The sequence below is a fragment of the Mesorhizobium sophorae genome (assembly GCF_002270415.1).
Lineage (GTDB): Bacteria > Pseudomonadota > Alphaproteobacteria > Rhizobiales > Rhizobiaceae > Mesorhizobium > Mesorhizobium sophorae.
Window position 1 is genome coordinate 20,922 of record NZ_NNRI01000015.1, and the last position, 16,854, is coordinate 37,775.

Here is a 16,854-nt window from a genome sequence, read left to right on the forward strand (position 1 = left end):
CCAATCCTCCTATTCCCCAGGCAGAATGTGGCTCGCGTCGGCGCGCCACGACACCCAGATCGTGGCGCCGGGCATCAAATTCAGCCGCTCCAGTTCGTCGTGGCTCTTCTGCGCCTTGAGCTCCAATCCGTCAGCACCTTCAAGGTGGATAACGGCTGTGGCGCCGACGAACTCCTCTCCGACCACCGAGGCCTCCATGCCATTGACACCACCGGCTGGCTTCTCGTTGGTCAACTGCACGCGGTCGCCGGAGACGACGAAGGTCGCCTTGTCCCCTTTGATCAGCGCCTTGGCCGGGTTGCGGGCAACATCGAACTCGCCTGAAGGCGTGACGATCCTGAGGGCGTCACCATTCGCCGCCGAAACCATGCCGGCGAAGACATTGGAGGAGCCTAGAAATTCCGCGACGAACCGTGTTCGCGGCGCACGATAGATCTCCTGCGGGTTGCCGATCTGCTCGATGCGTCCACGGCTCATGATGACGACGCGGTCGGCCATCGAAAAGGCTTCCGACTGGCTGTGCGTGACATAGACGAAGGTGATGCCGAGCTCTTTCTGGAGATTGGACAACACGGTCTGCATGCGCACCTTGAGATGCGCGTCGAGCGCCGACAGTGGCTCGTCGAGCAAGAGGATTTTGGGCTCGGTGACCAGCGAACGGGCCAGCGCCACGCGCTGGCGCTGACCGCCGGAAAGATGGGCCACGTTGCGTTCGGCGAATTCGGTGATCTGCATGCGCTCGAGCCACTTGTCGACGCGTTTCTTGCGCTCGGCCTTTTCGACGCCGCGCATGCGCAAGCTGAACTCAACATTCTCGCGCACCGTCAGGAACGGGAACAGCGCCAGGCTCTGCCACACCATTGGCGTATCGCGGCGCCAGGTCGGCAAGTCGTTGATGCGCTTTCCGGCAAGGCGGATTTCGCCTTCGGTCGGCGCTTCGAGGCCGGCCAGCATGCGCAGCGTTGTCGTCTTGCCGCAGCCGCTCGATCCCATGATGGCGAGAAACTCGCCCTTGCGGATTTCGAGGTCCATGCGTTCGACGGCGTTGAAATTGCCGAAGCGTTTGACGACGCCGTCGAAGACGACGAGAGCTTGATCGGTCATGGCACCAACTCCGGCGCGTTACTACCTGCCTTCGGCAAGGAGCTGCGCTTCATCAGAAGAATCTGGGCGAAGATCACTAGCGTTATCGATGCAAGAAAGACGAAGGTGCCGATGACGTTGATGCGCGGCCTGACCTGCCCCTGCAGGAAGCCGAGCACTTTGACTGGCAGCGTCTCGTGCAGTCCCGACACGAACCAGGACACCGCGAATTCGTCGAAAGACACCGCCATTGTGATGAACAGAGCCGCGAAGATTGCGGGCCGACAGAACGGGACGATGACATGCCGCATCGCCATCCATTCCGACGCCCCGAGATTCCAGGCCGCGGCCTCCAGCGATGGATCCATCTGCGACAGGCGCAGCCGGCAGATCGCCATGGCGAAGGGAGCACACATCACCACATGCGCGATGATGACTGAATGGACCTCGCCCGACAGGCTGACATTGGACAAGAATGCGAGCATCGCTAGGCCGAGAATGACGACCGGAATAGTCGGAGGCAATAGCGCCAGCGCCAGGTAAAATGGCTTGCCGAAGAATTTGTAGCGGAAGTCGGTGTAGGCGGCGCCAAAGCCGAGCGCCGTGGCGAGGACCGAGACGACGGCGCCGACAACCAGGGTGTTGCGCAAGCCCTCCCAGACAAGCGGATCGGCATACACGGCCTCGTACCAGACGGTCGAAAAACCGCCTAGCGGCAGCGAGGGAAAACGGTCGACGTTCAGGGAGAAGACGAAGCTTGCCGCGATCGGCGCGAAGATGAAGGCGAAGGCCAGCACAATGTAGAGCCTGAGCGCCAAGTCGATCAGCGGATTGCGGTTGAAGTCGTTCATCGCCCGCGCTCCCTGTAGGCGTAGGTCACAGCCGCGAACGCAACCGCCAGCAGGGTCGCGATCATCGTCAGCGCGATCACCGCCGCGCGCGGCCATTGCTGGCCCGACTTGGTGGTGTCGGTGATGAGGATAGACAGCGTCGGCGGGTCACCGCCGCCGAGATAGAGCGGACTGACGAAATCGCCAAACGTCAGGATGAAGCAGAACAGTGCCGCGATCACCAGGCCGACCTTGGCCGCCGGCACCACTACCTCGAACACGGTGCGCAGCCGGCTGCAGCGCAAATTGTGCGCCGCCTCTATAAGCGTGCGGTCGATGAACATGAGGCTGAATAGTTGCAGCAGAACGACCAGCGGGAAGCTGAGTGTCAGATAGCCTACCATAATGCCGAACACTGAATTCAGCATGCCGAACGGCCCTATCCCGATTTTTGCCAGCAGCGCATTGATGATGCCGTTGTCGGATAGGAAAATCTGCCATGAATAGACGCGCACCAGGTAGCTGGTGAAGAACGGAATGACCATCAGGAACACTGCCCAGCGCCGGGGCGTTTCCGACAGCTTGAACGCAATGCCGTAGGCGCACGGGAATGCCAGTGCGCTGGTGACGACGGCAGCGGCGGTGGACAGCAGCAGCGTGCGGACATAGGCGTCCCAGAACACGCCGCGGCTAAGCATCTTTGTCCAATTGCCTGGATTGAAATCTGGTTCCACACGAAAATTCCTGACCGTCCAGAAGCTCAGGGCGGTTAGGAAGACCAACGGGGCAAGAAAGAACATCACCTGCCAGACCAGCATCGGCAGCGAGAAGGTAAGTCCGTAAAGTGTGATCGACTTTCGCATTGAAGCATGCCCGCCCGTGCAACCACGCCTTGGTTCATCGGCCGCCTCGCGGGCTCGCCGTAGTGAAAGGGCGGGCAATGTCCCGCCCTAAAGTCCGAACCTCGCGATCCGGAATTCTACGATCCTTTATAATCGGACCAAAAATCGTTCCAGTCCTCGAGGCTTTGCTGGACCGGCAATTGTCGGTATTTGATCCGGCCGGCGCGGATCATGTCCATGACATTGCTCTCATTGAGCAGCATGCCCTGGCGTTTAGCCTCTTCAGGGGTTTCCTTGGCCAGAAGCTCCCAGCCCTTGCGGTTCGGGATCAAGGCCGGATAGGCCGCCATGCTGGCCGACTTGACCTGGCCCTTTGCCGAAGTGACGTACTGGATCCACTTCTTGGCCAGGTCGGCCTTGGACGACCCTTTGCCGATGGAGAAGGATTCAGTCCACTGCAAGCCACCTTCTTCCGGGATGACACTTCGCACTTTGGCACCGCTCTTTTCAAGCACACCCGTGATCCAGTCACCGATACCCGCCATAGCCAGCATCTGGCCATTTTGCAGTGACGAGAAGGTGCCACCGTAGTCGAAGAAGCCGCCGATCTGCGGACGCAGGGATTTCGTTTTTTCCTGTAGTGCGCTCCAAGCCGACGGGTTGATGTCATAGGGAGAAGCATTGCCGTTCAGCAAGCTAATCTGGCCAAGATTGGGCAAATGCCAATCGAAATGGCCGACTTTACCCTTGAGTTTGTTTGCCCAGTAGACGTTGTAGGTCGACGCTTCCTTCTCGGTGATGGCCTCGGTATTGTATGCAACGCCGAGGAAGCCGAATCGCGTGAAGACTGAGTACAGCTTGCCGTCCTGCCAATGGCCGGCGAATTTCTGGAACTCTGGAAAATAGTCATCGAGAGGATAGTCGTGGGGATCCAGTTCCTCGATGTATCCGGCGGCGTTCAGTTGCTGGACGTATTCGGCGTCGGACAGGATCACGTCGAAGGTTCCAGGGGGTGACTGGGCAATGAGGCCCAGCATATTGTCGCCACCGGTGTAGTATTTAGGCTTGAATTTCACGTTGTTCGCGGCCTCGAACTCGGCAACCACGTCAGGCTCGGCGTGTCCATACCAGGCGAGCATATTGAGTTCGACCGGCTCGGCAAACGCTAGCCGACTAAGGAATGGCATAGCCAGAACGCCGCCACCCAGAACACTTGCACCCTTCAGAAAGTCGCGGCGCGAGCTTACGCCGGACAAGCTTCTTTTGATCGTCATGGTGTTCCCCTTGGCTTGTGGTTTCCGCAACCGTACGAAGGGACCACCTATTTGGAAAATTAATTCTCATAATAAATGCATTTGCGCTCCTTATTGGCGATCTAGTTCGATGGGCCGGCGCACAGGGTCGCCGGAGACGCCGGCTTCGTCCAGACGCGCGACAATATGGTTGACCAACCTGATTCCTGCATCGGACAGGCGGGGATGTTTGTAGAACAAGCCGACACGGATTTCAGCGAGTGCTGGAAACCCGTCCTTATCGTCAAGAGCGCGCATGCCCGGCAGCATCGTGTAGCGGGTTAGGGCGCTGACGCCAAAGCCGTTCACAACAGCATTCTGCAGTCCCGCGATGCCGGATCCGGTATAAGCAACTCGCCAGCGGATTTGTGCGGCATCCAGAGACTGGATCATGCGCGCGCGATAGGCACATCCTTCCGGGTGCGCCGCCAAAGGCACCCCCGTTTCCAAATCAAAGCGCGCGGTTTCGGCGGCAGCCCAGATCGGCCGCTCGATCCATGAACGGGACAGATATTGAGAGCGCTCGTTGTTGACCATCGCCACGGCCAAATCGAGTTCGTCGGCGCGTAGACGATCAAGGATGTCGGCGCTCCAACCGCAATGGATTTCGAGCGAAATGTCAGGATGCTCGTTGGTGTATTCGGTGATGACCCCCTGCAGGAAGGCGACCGCATAGTCGTTCGGCAGGCCAATGCGCAACACGCCGGCAATCTCCGACCGATTGAAATAGGAAGCGGCCTCGTCGTTGAGCCGCAGCATCTCACGAGCATAGCTCAGCAGCATCTCCCCCTCACTTGTCAGGAGCAGCGTGCGTCCGACTTGTTTGATGAGTGGCGCGCCGACCAGTTCTTCCAGGCGGCGGATTTGCAGGGAGATTGCCGGCTGGGTGCGCCCAAGCGCATCACCCGCCTTCGTATAGGCACCAAGATCGATAACCGAGACGAAGGTCCGCAGGAGGTCGGTCTGGAAGTTGATTATATTGCGCATGGATTTAGATTTCTCATACGTGGATCATGATTATAAATTTTCCATATCACGGTTGTTGCCCCTAATCATCAGCCCGAGAGCCAAAATTGGGAGAACATCATGCCGGATGCTACCGTTTTTGCCGCCGAGCTGCCTTGGCCTGACTATGATAAAATGGTTCGTGGCGGCTCGGTGCCCATCCTCCTTCCGGTGGGATCGATGGAACAGCACGGCCACCACATGCCCATGCATGTCGACGTGCTGTTGCCGGTCGAATTCTCCCGCCGCGTCGCTGGGAAAATCGGAGCGCTGGTCGCGCCACCTTTCACCTATGGCTACAAGTCGCATCAGAAGTCGGGCGGCGGCAATCACCTGCCGGGCACGACCAGCCTGGATGGCGCGACGCTGGTTGCGGCACTGCGCGACGTCATCAAGGAGTTCGCCCGCCACGGCGTGCGCAATATCTGTTTGATGAACGGCCACTTTGAGAACTCGTGGTTCATCGTCGAAGGCATCGATCTGGCGCTGCGCGAGCTGCGTTGGGGAGGCATTCACGACATGAAGATCGTCGTACTGTCGTATTGGGATTTCGTCGACAGGGCGACGATCGCGCGCCTATATCCCGACGGTTTCGCCGGCTGGGACTTGGAGCATGGCGGCGTGCTCGAGACGTCGCTGATGTTGGCACTGTATCCGAATCTTGTTCATCTCGAGCGCGCCGTCGATCATAAACCGGCGAGTTTTCCGCCTTATGATGTCTATCCGCCAAAGCCCGAATGGACACCGCCGAGCGGCACACTGTCGTCGCCCAAGGAGGCGTCGAAGGCTAAGGGCGACATCTTGCTGGATGTTTGCGTTAGCGGCATCGTCAAAGCGCTGGAGGTCGAGTTTCCGCGCTAGGGCTTGCATACGAACCTGATCCTTGGTTCTGCATCCGCAGGCTGGAAGCCCCGATGCATTAATATTCCAGCGGCCTCTAGGGCTGTCTCGGCCATCGGAAGGATACGTATACGACTAGACCGTCAGCCCATAAATCGCCCGGGCGAAGAACTCGCCGGAGTGTCATACGCCGACTGCGACCAAATTCCACGGCGCAGCGAAATGACGCGATCTACCGCGAGCGGAATTGATCCACATCAATTACAGGGCCGAAGTTTCCAGCGAGAATTGCTATGAGCGCATGGTTGCCTGTGACGGCGACCAGCGGTAGCCGTGATGTGCGCTCCTGAGAAATAGGAGGACCAGCGTGTGATCGAACCGCGCAACCGCGTTGTTCAAGTCACTCGCTTCGGCGGTCCCGAGGAGCTGGAGGTGGTCGACGCTCCCATGCCGACCGCTGGTCCGGGCGAAGTGCGGGTCCGCGTGCTCGCCTCGGGCCTTGAGTACACCGACACGCTGATACGGCGGCACCTCTACCCGCAAACCGCGTCCCGCCGCCCACCGTTTGTGGTGGGGTACGATGTTATCGGGGAAATCGATCAGCTCGGCGATGGCGTGAGCGGATTTCAGCTTGGCGACCGTGTGGCCGACATGACGGTGCTCGGATCGAATGTTGTTTATCGCACGCTCCAAGCGAGCCACTTGACCCCGGTGCCGGCTGGCGTCGACGTGGCGGAGGCCGCAACGCTGGTCCTGAGTTGGATGACCGCATACCAACTCCTGCACCGCGCCGCGCAGGCGCAGCGAGGGCAGCGGGTACTGGTGCACGGAGCCGCGGGCGCAGTCGGTCAGGCGCTGCTCGTGTTAGGCAGCATGGCCGGGCTCGAGCTATGGGGCGGTGCCCACGGGAAGCACGCAGCGCTGATCCGCAAGTTTGGAGCCACGCCGATCGACTACCAGCGTGAAGACTTCGCGCGTGTCCTGCCAGGCGGGTTCGACATCGTCTTCGACGGCATCGGGGAGGACGGCTATCGTGGCTCGTTCGCGGCGCTCAAGCCTGGCGGTCTGCTATGCGCCTATGGGTACTCGGCGGGCGCGCAGGCTCAGCGAGGCATGCTCACCATGTTGATGTGGATTGCGCGGCTGTATCTCTGGAGGTGGTCGCCTGGCGGAAGACGAGCCTTCTTTTACTCCATCAACGCGATGCGGTGGCAACATCCTGAGTGGTTCAAGGAAGACTTGAAGCGCCTTTTCGCTCTGCTGGCCAGTGCCGCCATCCACCCGCGCGTCACCGAGCGGATCTCGCTGGATGAAGTTGTCGAGGCGCACCGACGTCTCGAACACGGCGGTCTCGAGGGCAAGCTCGTGCTGTGCCCGGATCTGCCGTCGCGACGCGAACAGCATGCCACCTCACGACCTCGGTCGGATTGAAGATTCAGGCATCGCCTCATCACTGCTGGCCGTGTGATCAGGAAAGACAATCAAATCCCGAGTTGGGTTATCGCGACCGGGTCGACCCAGCAGCAAGGTGGGCCATGTTCGCATTTGGCTACACGCTATGGGTCGAGCCATAGCCACTGCATCATCGATACCGACTCTGCAGTCCTTCAGCTCCATCAGTATGGAAACGGCCAGTTCGGTGGCGCCTGAACTGCGCCGTCGCTGGCATTATTGTCAGGTAGCCCCAAAGAAGCATCCTTGCGACGCTCTACGAGGGTATCAGCAGTGAACACGTTTGTCAGGGAGATGATCGCTTCGTGGGCCAGGCCGTAAACGGGCGACGCTGAGTACGGGTCAGGCCGCTTTGAGCGGCCCGACCTCCACCGATGCCAATCGTGTGGAATGTAAAGCACTCCGTCAGTTCCCGACGATGTTATATTCCGGGCCGAAAGGAAAGCCGGTGATGTTTTCCGCTCCGTCATCCTTAACGATCAGGATGTCATGTTCGCGATAGCCACCGGCACCCGGCATGCCTTGCGGCAGCATCACCATTGGTTCCATCGAGACGACCATGCCTGGTTGCAGCACGGTGTCGATGTCCTCGCGCAACTCCACGCCGGCTTCGCGGCCATAATAGTGGCAGAGCACACCGAAGGAATGACCGTAGCCGAAGGAGCGATACTTCAGCAGATCCCATTCCCGGTACATGTCGTTGAGCTCGATCGCGATGTCCTTGCAACGCGCGCCCGGCCTGATCAGCTCGAGCCCGCGGCGGTGGACGGCGACGTTCTTCTGCCAGATGTCGAGACTGGCGTCGTCGACATGATCGCAAAACAGCGTCCGTTCGAGTGCCGTATAGTAGCCGAATATCATTGGGAACGTGTTGAGCGACAGGATGTCGCCGGACTGGACGAGACGATTGGTCACCGGATTGTGGGCGCCGTCGGTGTTGATCCCCGACTGAAACCAAGTCCAGGTGTCCATTAACTCAACATAAGGGTGCGATTTTGCGATCTCACGGATCATGGAGCTGGTTGTCGCGATTGCTACCTCGTGCTCAGGCACCCCGGCCTTAACGGCAGCCACGCAGGCAGCACCGCCGACATCGCAAACCCGTGCCCTCCTCGCGGATCAGCTTTTGCTCCTCCATCGACTTGATGGAGCGCATCCACATTGACGGCTGAGCAACATCCACAAATTCGACGCCAGGTAGCGCCTCCTCAAGCTGGCGTCGGAAGTCGAGGTTGACGTGGTCAAACTCGATTCCGATGCGCTTTGCGCCCGCAGTGAGTTGGCGCACGGCACGATAGAAATTGTCACGGCGCCAGTCGGTGTAGGTCATGTTGTCGCCGAAGCTGCGGCGATAGGGTTGGCCGCCGTCGATACCGGCCGAAATCGTGGTGGCCTTGTTGTGATCGATTACCATGCCGTATTTGCGGCCGAAGTAGCAGTAGAGCCAGCCGGAGTAATAATTGATGCAGTGGTAGGAGGTGAACAACGTGGCATCCACCTTGTTCTCAGCCATCCAGCCGCGAACGTCATTCTGGCGGCGTTCCATCTCGGCGTCAGAGAACGGCGAATACTCCTTTTCGCCGTTGAGCCATGCCGTCACGTGTAACATGTCTGCAGTCATCGTGCTTTTTCCCTGCGAGGTTGATGCAGGAAGCTACGACCACGAGGCGTATCAGGAAAATTTATTCACCTGATAGCTTCATTTCCAGAAATTATGGGATCGCCAGGCTTTTGTCTCGACGGCATGTGATTAGGAAACACTTATCCTCTGATATCGACGTCTCATTTCCGGCTCGAGAGCCGACTTTTTATCGTCCGCCTACAACCTGAAACCTAATGCGGATGTCGAGGAAAGAATGAACTTACACCAACAGCATGCCCAACGAATTGCTGCGCCCGCAATTGACATAGACAGTTTCGCGGGCTGCCAAAGTATCAGCGAGAGGTCTTCTTATGAGGCATGGCGAACTCCGTTAAGGGTCGCCGCATCGACGACTGCTAGCAAGGCCCGAAATCGTTCCAGACAAACCAAAATCTCTCCCCGCTAGCGTGCATGTCGGACTTTGGTCTGAAATTTTGTCGGATTAGGTCTTATCTTTCCCCCGCAACAGTCTTATTCCATTTCTTCCCGAAAAATTCAGGAAGAATCGAACAACTGTCGGCGTTGCCTCCAAGTTAGCAAAGGAGGACCATCATGCTGAAATTGACTTCAAGCCAGCTCATCTGGTTCGCGTTGCGTGCCTCGACCGCATTAGCCTTAACAACAGCTCCCTATCAACTCAGTCTTCACGCCGTTGCCAAGATCGGGCCTGCGGTGGCTTACGCCAAGAGCGAAGGCGGCCATGGTGGTGGCGGAGACGGCCATGGCGGCGACTCCGGTTCCGGTGGCAATTCCGGGTCCGGTGGTGGCGATGATGGTGGCAATTCCGGGTCTGGAGGCGGAGAAGATGGCGGTGCCGACGACCACGGCGGAGATGACCACGGTGCCGACGATCACGGTGCCGACGATCGCGGTGCCGACGATAATGGTGCCGACGACAACGGCCATCACGGACAAGAGCATGTGAACTCCGCCGGCGACAAAGTCGAGGTGGAAGGCAATAAGATCGAGGTCACTCATCCTGACGGCGTCAAGGAAGAGATAGAGAACGGTAGGCTTGACACGAAAGATGCAACAGGCCGCACCATAGCCGAGCGCGCGGCAACCCCTGCCGATTTTGCCCGCCTGCAGGGACTATGAATAAACTGCGCTGTCGAGGCGAGGCTATCGCAGCCTCGCCTCTCCGATTAGCGATAATGTGTTCGGCACCTAAGCGCTCGGTAAAGGTGATCTTGCCGTCAACCTTCATAAGACGCCTGGGCAGATCTTCGGGATGCACGTCGCATTTGCAGCGTGTCGATCGTTTCAGCGCCATTAGAACAAAACAGGATTGTTTTACTTGATCGTCAAGACGGCTTGTGGAACCTTTTCGCCACGAGTGATGAACCATCCAGACTTGCCGAAGGCATGACGGCGGTCCCGCGAGAGCGGGCGCGGATCGAAAATTATGTCTGCGAGTTTGTGGATGCGGGAAGCGCGCGCCGTTCGGCTTGCCAAAGTCAAGGTGTCCCCCGCGCTGCCTAAACTATAAGCATATTATCGATATTAGCTTTCACTCAATTAAGAGCGAAGTCCCTGCCGCAAGTGCGGAACCAGATTCTGGATAGCCAGACCTGCCAATCGAGGGTGACACAGGATTTTGCAGGTCTGGCCATTTGCTGACCGTAATTGCCGGCGTGCGATCCTGCTGCGGAGCGGTCACTCACCGCAAGTCGAACCCCCTTACAAATCCGTAAGGTCGAATGATGAATCCTCTTCGTAAGAAGCCCGCCACCTTGGGCAAAGGTGACGGGCTTCGATAAATGGCCAGTAGGGACTTTAGCTGGCCAGTGCGGAAAACGTGGCATCTAAAAATTAGTTGCACCTAATATGAAAAAAGCCCGCCACCGGGAAACGATGGCGGGAGATCTGTGGTGGCTGCTCGGCGAGGGGGAGCCGAGCAGGATCAGAACTTCATCCTCTTCGACAGGTTCCACCCTACGCGCAAAAAAACCCGCCACCGTCGGCAGCGGGCCAAGGTCTGACGTGCGCTGGGATCAAGCCAGCATGGGGTAAACGAGCGGCGGAGGGATAATTTGCCGGCTGGCAAACCCACCCTCTTTGCCGCTAAGGCCCGGCGGTCAAACCCCGAGCCACCGCTATGACCGCAGGACCGCTGGACCGCTGGACCGCTGGACCGCTGGACCGCTGGACCGCTGGACCGCTGGAAGACGGTCGCATTTGCCTAGCCCGCCAACAGAAAATCAGGCAATTCTCAATGACGGCTTCCCGACCAACCCCCAGCCGAATGACGAGCGCGTTCTGCTCGGCCGCCGGAAGCGAGAGTATCGGGTTCTTCCAATCACTGCGTTCGTGCGCGCCTATGTAGCCGGCGCTGACGCCTTGCTGGTGAACTGTTGCCAGCCCCCGACGCCTCGGAAGATGGTGATGAGAGCCGCGAAGACCGTGTCGAGATAGCTCCCGCGGCCACTCCTCCTACCGATGGCTGGCGGTTCAGTCCCTGAAGATAGCCAGGGTCGGTATGGCATACTAGCCACCCTCCGGCCACCGAGAAGCCCGGCCGAGATGATTGGTGCGCCGGTCTCTGCAACGCTACTTCTGTGGGTTTGCGACGCGTGGGGCCGGAATGGGCATGGCGGCGATCAACTCGCGTGTGTAGGCCTCGCGTGGCGAGGACAACACTGAGCGGCGCGGGCCAGCTTCGACGATCCGACCGGCACGCAGCACGGCGACATCATGGCTCATGCGCTCGATCACCGCCATGTCGTGCGAGATGAAGAGATAGGCAAGCCCGAGCGTCTCCTGCAGCTCCAGCATCAGGTCGAGCACGCGCGCGCGCACCGACACGTCAAGCGCGGCAACGCTCTCGTCTGCGACGATCAGCTTTGGTTCGAGCGCCAGCGCCCTGGCGATACAGATGCGCTGGCGCTGGCCGCCGGAAAATTCGTGCGGATAGCGCGAGGCATGATCGGCGGCGAGCCCCACGCGTCCGAGAAGCAAGGCCACTCGCTCGCGACGCTCGCTCTTGGTGCCGATGCTGTGAATGGCGAGCGGCTCGGCAATTGCCGCACCGACCGTCATGCGCGGGTCGAGCGAGGCGTAGGGATCCTGAAAGATCATCTGCGCGGCGCGGCGCACCGGCCGCATCGCGGCGGCGGAAAGGCCCTGGATGGCCGTGCCGCCGATGGTCACTGCACCCGTGAAAGGCACCAGGCCGAGCACGGCCTTGCCAGTGGTGGATTTGCCGGAACCGCTTTCACCGACGAGGCCGAGCGTCTGTCCCGGCATGATGTCGAAAGAGACGTCCTGCACCGCCGGCGCCTCGGCGGCGCGGCGACGGAAAAGGCTGGCGGAAGCGCCGTAATCGACAACGAGGTTCTTGACCGACAGCACCGGCGCGGCGCCCTCTGGCGCGGCTGGTCGGACGGTGGCGGTGACCCTCGGCGGCGCGTCGGTCGCGGCGTACGCGCCGAGACGCGGCACGGCGGCGAGCAGCTCGCGCGTGTACTCGGCTTGCGGCCGCTCGAAGATGTCGAGCACCGGGCCTGCCTCGACGATGCGGCCGTCACGCATCACGGCCACCCGGTCGGCCATCTCGGCGACGACGCCCATGTCGTGGGTAATCAGGATGATGGCGGTGCCGAATTCCCGCTTCAACTCGCGCATCAGTTTCAGGATCTGCGCCTGCACGGTCACGTCGAGCGCCGTCGTCGGCTCGTCGGCGAGCAGCACTTTCGGCCGGCAGGACAGCGCCATGGCGATCATGACGCGCTGGCGCATGCCGCCGGAGAGCTCGTGCGGATATTGCTTCATGCGCCGCGCCGGGTCGTTGATATGGACGACGTCGAGCATGGAACGGGCGCGGCTTTCGATGCTGGCGCCTTCCGCGCCCTGATGGGTGCGGATCGCCTCGGTCAGCTGCGCGCCGATCGAGTGTACCGGATTGAGCGAGGTCATCGGCTCCTGGAAGATCATGGCGATCTCCCCGCCACGCACATCGCGCATGGCGCGCTCGGACAGGAGCGGCAGGCTCTGGCGATCGAGCCTGATGTCGCCGCCGGCGATGCGCAGCGAGGTGCGCGGCAACAGCCGCATGATCGAAAGCGCCGTCACCGACTTGCCCGAACCGGACTCACCGGCGATGCACAATGTCTCGCCCGGCGCCAAGGCAAAGCTGATGCCGTCGATGACGCGCCTCGCCCCTTCAGGCGTCAGCGCGTCCACCGACAATTTGTCGACGGTCAGGACGGCATCCTGCTCTGGCCCGGAAGCATCCGCCATCAATTGAAGACGATTCTTGGGAAGTAGAACGAGACGACCCAGTTCGGCATGTCAACGATCTCGCTGATGCGCAGGTCGCCGCAAACCGAGCAGAGCATGTAGGCGTCGACCGGCTTCAGCCCATGCTCCGCGGCAAGCAGGTCGACCATGCGCATGACGCTTTCGCGTGCCGCGGTCATCAGGTCCGGCCCGATGCCGGTGGTGGCCTCGTAGCCGGCCGCGTCGAGATGGCGGGTCACCGGTCCCGGCGTGGTGAAGCGCGGGCTTTGCAGCCGCGCGTCCTTGACCAGCTCGATCGTCGCCTCGACATCCATACGGCTCTCGATGGCGGTGCCGCAGACCTCGCCGTCGCCTTGAGCGGCATGGGTGTCGCCGATCGAAAACAGCGCGCCCTCGACCTCGACCGGCAGATAGAGCGTGGTGCCAGCCGAAAGGTCGCGGATGTCGAGATTGCCGCCGACACGGCGCGGCGGCACGACCGAGTGCAGGCCGGGTTCGGCAGGCGCCACGCCGATCGTGCCGGCGAAGGGTTTTAGCGGTACGCGGCCACCAGGGCCAAAGAGTGCCGGCGTCATCGCGGCGGCGTCATATTTCCAGATGTGCAGCGCCGGCTCCTCGAACTGGTCGGCGAGCAGGCCGAAGCCTGGAATGTTGGCGGTCCAGCCGAGGCCCGACGGTTCGAAATGGCGCAGCGTGATCTTCAGCGCATCGCCGGGCTTGGCACCCTCGACATAGACCGGTCCGGTCACCGGATTGACCTTGCCGAAATCCATCGTCTTGACGTCCGCGACCGTGGAGCTGGCGTTGAACTGCCCGCCTGAGGAATCGAGACATTCGAAATGGATTGTCGAGCCGGGCCTTGCCGTCAGCGCCGGCTCGAAGTCGCGGTTCCAGCCGAAATGATGGCTGGCGCGATGGATGGTGTAGTCGCACTTCACGCACATGGTTTTTTCTCGTTGTCTTGGGCAACCCGCCCTGCCGTGCAGGCGGCATCATGGGACGGTCCCGGCGGCGAGCTGGATGCCTGCCGCCGGGAGATGAGAAGAGCCTATTTGTTCACGTAGATCGCTTCGTAATCGATGACGCGGGTGGGATCGATGTAGATCTCGTCCGGGCCGCCCATGCGCTTGGACTTGGCCACCACGCGGCGTTCGTTGAAGACCGGGATCCAGGGTGCTTCATTGGTCTGGATGTCGGTGAATATCTGCGCCCAGGCCTTGTTGCGCTCCTCGGCCTTGGCCGGTACCGGCATGGCGTCAGCGGCCTGGCCGCGGGCGTCGATGTCCTTGTTGCAGTACCACGACCAGTTCCAGCCGCCGGCAACAGCGCTGCCGCAGCCCAGGATTGGCCCGTAGAAGTCGGACGGATCCGGGAAGTCGGCGATCCAGCCGAGGCCGCCGGACCAGACCATCGGCGCCTGCCCCTGCGTGCCGCCGGCGGCGATCACGTTCGGGTTCGCCACCGCCTTGATCTCGGCCTTGACGCCGATCGCCGCCAAATCCTGCTGGATCGCCTGGGTGATGCGTGGCTGCGGATCGGTGTTGGAGGTGTAGATCTGCGTCGAGAAGCCGTCCTTCAACCCGGCTTCGGCAAGCAGCGCCTTCGCCTTTTCGGGGTCGTAGGCATAGCCCTTGTAGTTCTGGTCATAGCCCGGCATCAGCGGCGGCAGCACCTGGCTGGCCGGCGTGGCGCGGCCGTTGATGATGCGCACGATGCGGTCCTTGTTGATGGCCATGTTGACGGCCTGCCGGACCTTGGCGTTGTCGAACGGCTTCACCTGCGTGTTCAAGGTGACATAGCTGGTCTCGAGCTGCTGGCGGTCGACGATCATGCCCTCGAACTCGGCCGACTTCTTCATCTCCAGATATTTCGCCGGCGGGATGCCGTCGCCGGCGATATCGACCTCGCCCTTCTGCAGGCGCAGCAGCGCCACCAGCGGCTCCTGGCCGACTTCGACGGTGAAGCTGTCGACATGCGGCCGGTCCTTGACGAAATAGTCGGCGTTCTTCTGGAAGACGAGGCGCTGGCCTATCGTCCATTCCTTCAGCGTGAAGGCGCCGGAGCCGACCGGGTGTTTGCCGAAATCGCCATTGGCGGCTTCAACGGCCTCCTTCGGCACGACGGAAGCGAAGTTCAGCGCCAGGACGTTGAGGAAGGTGGCGTCGGGCTGCGACAGGGTGAACTTGACCGTGTGGTCGTCGACCGCGGTAATGCCTTCCATCGTGTCGGCGGTGCCGGCGGTCATCTTGTCGGCGCCGACGATCGAGTGGAAGAAGCCGGCGCCGGGGCCTTGCGTCTTCGGGTTGACGGCGCGCTCGATCGACCACTTCACGTCCGCCGCCGTCACCTCGCGGCCGTTGGTGAACTTGACGCCCGGATGCAGTTTGAAAGTGTAGATCTTGCCGTCGTCGGAGACGTCGTAGCTGTCGGCAAGCGCCGGCCCGAGCTCCGTCGTGCCGGGCTTGTAGTCGACGAGGCGCGAGAACAGCGCGTTGATCATCGACCAGTTCTGCCAGTCGTAACCGACGGCCGGGTCGAGCGTGGCGATGTCGTCCTTATAGGTGACGATGATGTCGCCGCCATTGGTCGGCGTGTCGGCGAAGGCAAGCTTGGCCGGCACCAGGGCGGAGGTGGCGAGCAAGGCCGCCAGGCCCATCCTTTTGGCGAATTTGTTCATTGAGTTCACTCCTCTGTTGGTTTTGTTGGTTATTGGCTGCGGATGCGCGGGTCGACGAAGGGCGCGATGAAGTCGGCGAGCAGATTGCCGAGCACTATGGCCAGCGCCGAAACCAGGGTGACGCCCATGATGATGGGCACGTCGACCTGCTGGATGGCCTGCCAGGCGAGCTGGCCGATACCGGGCCAGCCATAGACGGCCTCGACCACCACCACGCCGCTCATGAACTGGCCGATGTCGATGCCGACCATGGCGATGATCGGCAACAGCGCGTTGGGCAGCGCATGGCTGAGCACGACACGGCGGCCGCTGAGACCCTTGGCATGGGCGGTGCGCACATAATCCTGGCGCAGCACCTCGATCATGGCCGAGCGCACCATGCGCGCGTACCATCCGGCGCCGAGCACGCCGAGCGTGAGGGCCGGCAGCACCACATGCCGCGCGGTGCCGAAGCCGGACATCGGGAACCAGCCGAGCGTGGCGGCAAAGACGTATAAAAGCAGCAGCGCCACGACGAATTGCGGCGACGAGACGCCGACGAAGGACAGCATCATGATCGAACGGTCGACGAAGCCACCGCGCCAGACCGCCGCGATGATGCCGAAGGTCAAACCAAGCGCCACCTCGACGACGATGCCGGCGGCCATGAGCACCAGCGTCGCCGGCAAGCGCGCCAGGATCAGCGGCAGCACTTCGGTCTTCTGCGTGTAGGAGCGGCCGAGGTCGCCATGCAGCAAAGAGCCGACATAGTGCAGGAACTGCATGATCAAAGGCTGGTCGAGGCCGAGCTCATGACGAATCGCGGCCACCATCTGCGGCGTAGCGGAGCGGCCGGCGATCAGCACGGCGGGGTCGGCCGGCAGGTAGTAGAGCAGAAGGAAGGTGATGGCGGCGACGCCGAGCAGGATCAGCACGGCCTGGACAAGACGGCGGGCGAGGAAGACGGCCATCG

At 61.1% G+C, this 16,854-nt stretch carries 12 protein-coding genes and 1 pseudogene; 3 read left to right on the forward strand and 10 right to left on the reverse strand.

Annotated features, from left to right (window positions below):
- Window positions 1-9: 9 nt before the first annotated feature.
- The 5 genes from CGZ66_RS22915 to CGZ66_RS22935 all read right to left on the reverse strand — a co-directional run bounded on the left by CGZ66_RS22915 (window position 10) and on the right by CGZ66_RS22935 (window position 5,034).
- Window positions 10-1,104: an ABC transporter ATP-binding protein gene (locus tag CGZ66_RS22915; protein WP_095088294.1), complete on the reverse strand. Its 1,095-nt coding sequence runs from the start codon at window positions 1,102-1,104 to the stop codon at window positions 10-12.
- Window positions 1,101-1,934, reverse strand: coding sequence for an ABC transporter permease (locus CGZ66_RS22920; RefSeq protein ID WP_095088296.1), 834 nt, complete (start codon window positions 1,932-1,934; stop codon window positions 1,101-1,103). The genes CGZ66_RS22915 and CGZ66_RS22920 overlap by 4 nt, the downstream gene beginning before the upstream one ends.
- Window positions 1,931-2,776 carry an ABC transporter permease gene (locus CGZ66_RS22925; RefSeq protein WP_095088297.1) on the reverse strand — a complete coding sequence of 282 codons (846 nt, stop codon included), beginning with the start codon at window positions 2,774-2,776 and terminating at the stop codon, window positions 1,931-1,933. Before CGZ66_RS22925 ends, CGZ66_RS22920 begins: the two co-directional genes overlap by 4 nt.
- A gap of 116 nt (window positions 2,777-2,892) precedes the next feature.
- The gene (locus CGZ66_RS22930) at window positions 2,893-4,029 is read right to left on the reverse strand and encodes an extracellular solute-binding protein (RefSeq protein ID WP_095088298.1); all 1,137 of its coding nucleotides are present in this window, start codon (window positions 4,027-4,029) and stop codon (window positions 2,893-2,895) included.
- 90 nt (window positions 4,030-4,119) lie between these two features.
- Entirely contained in the window at window positions 4,120-5,034 is a 915-nt protein-coding gene (locus CGZ66_RS22935; protein ID WP_095088300.1) for a LysR substrate-binding domain-containing protein, read from the reverse strand.
- A gap of 99 nt (window positions 5,035-5,133) precedes the next feature.
- Here CGZ66_RS22935 and CGZ66_RS22940 point away from each other — a divergent pair, with 99 nt between their 5' ends.
- Together CGZ66_RS22940 and CGZ66_RS22945 are read left to right on the forward strand one after the other, a co-directional pair.
- Window positions 5,134-5,913 carry a creatininase gene (locus CGZ66_RS22940; protein ID WP_095088301.1) on the forward strand — a complete coding sequence of 260 codons (780 nt, stop codon included), beginning with the start codon at window positions 5,134-5,136 and terminating at the stop codon, window positions 5,911-5,913.
- 348 nt (window positions 5,914-6,261) lie between these two features.
- On the forward strand, window positions 6,262-7,323 hold the full coding sequence (locus tag CGZ66_RS22945) for a medium chain dehydrogenase/reductase family protein (protein WP_095088304.1): 1,062 nt from the start codon (window positions 6,262-6,264) through the stop codon (window positions 7,321-7,323).
- Window positions 7,324-7,749: 426 nt separating this feature from the next.
- On the opposite strand, the pseudogene CGZ66_RS22950 reads toward CGZ66_RS22945, so the two are convergent.
- Window positions 7,750-8,965, reverse strand: a pseudogene (locus CGZ66_RS22950) (M24 family metallopeptidase).
- 573 nt (window positions 8,966-9,538) lie between these two features.
- Here CGZ66_RS22950 and CGZ66_RS39280 point away from each other — a divergent pair.
- Window positions 9,539-10,084 (forward strand): hypothetical protein, encoded by a 546-nt coding sequence (locus tag CGZ66_RS39280; RefSeq protein ID WP_143748818.1) that lies wholly within the window; start codon window positions 9,539-9,541, stop codon window positions 10,082-10,084.
- 1,452 nt (window positions 10,085-11,536) lie between these two features.
- On the opposite strand, the gene CGZ66_RS22960 is transcribed toward CGZ66_RS39280, so the two are convergent.
- The 4 genes from CGZ66_RS22960 to CGZ66_RS22975 all read right to left on the reverse strand — a co-directional run bounded on the left by CGZ66_RS22960 (window position 11,537) and on the right by CGZ66_RS22975 (window position 16,852).
- Window positions 11,537-13,225, reverse strand: a complete 1,689-nt coding sequence (locus CGZ66_RS22960) for an ABC transporter ATP-binding protein (RefSeq protein ID WP_095088308.1) — start codon at window positions 13,223-13,225, stop codon at window positions 11,537-11,539.
- The gene (locus CGZ66_RS22965; RefSeq protein ID WP_095088310.1) at window positions 13,225-14,169 is read right to left on the reverse strand and encodes an acetamidase/formamidase family protein; all 945 of its coding nucleotides are present in this window, start codon (window positions 14,167-14,169) and stop codon (window positions 13,225-13,227) included. Before CGZ66_RS22965 ends, CGZ66_RS22960 begins: the two co-directional genes overlap by 1 nt.
- 104 nt (window positions 14,170-14,273) lie before the next feature.
- A complete protein-coding gene (locus CGZ66_RS22970; RefSeq protein ID WP_425352303.1) occupies window positions 14,274-15,902 on the reverse strand; it encodes an ABC transporter substrate-binding protein in 1,629 nt (542 codons plus the stop codon).
- Window positions 15,903-15,931: 29 nt separating this feature from the next.
- Window positions 15,932-16,852, reverse strand: coding sequence for an ABC transporter permease (locus tag CGZ66_RS22975; RefSeq protein ID WP_095088311.1), 921 nt, complete (start codon window positions 16,850-16,852; stop codon window positions 15,932-15,934).
- Between the last annotated feature and the right edge of the window lie 2 nt (window positions 16,853-16,854).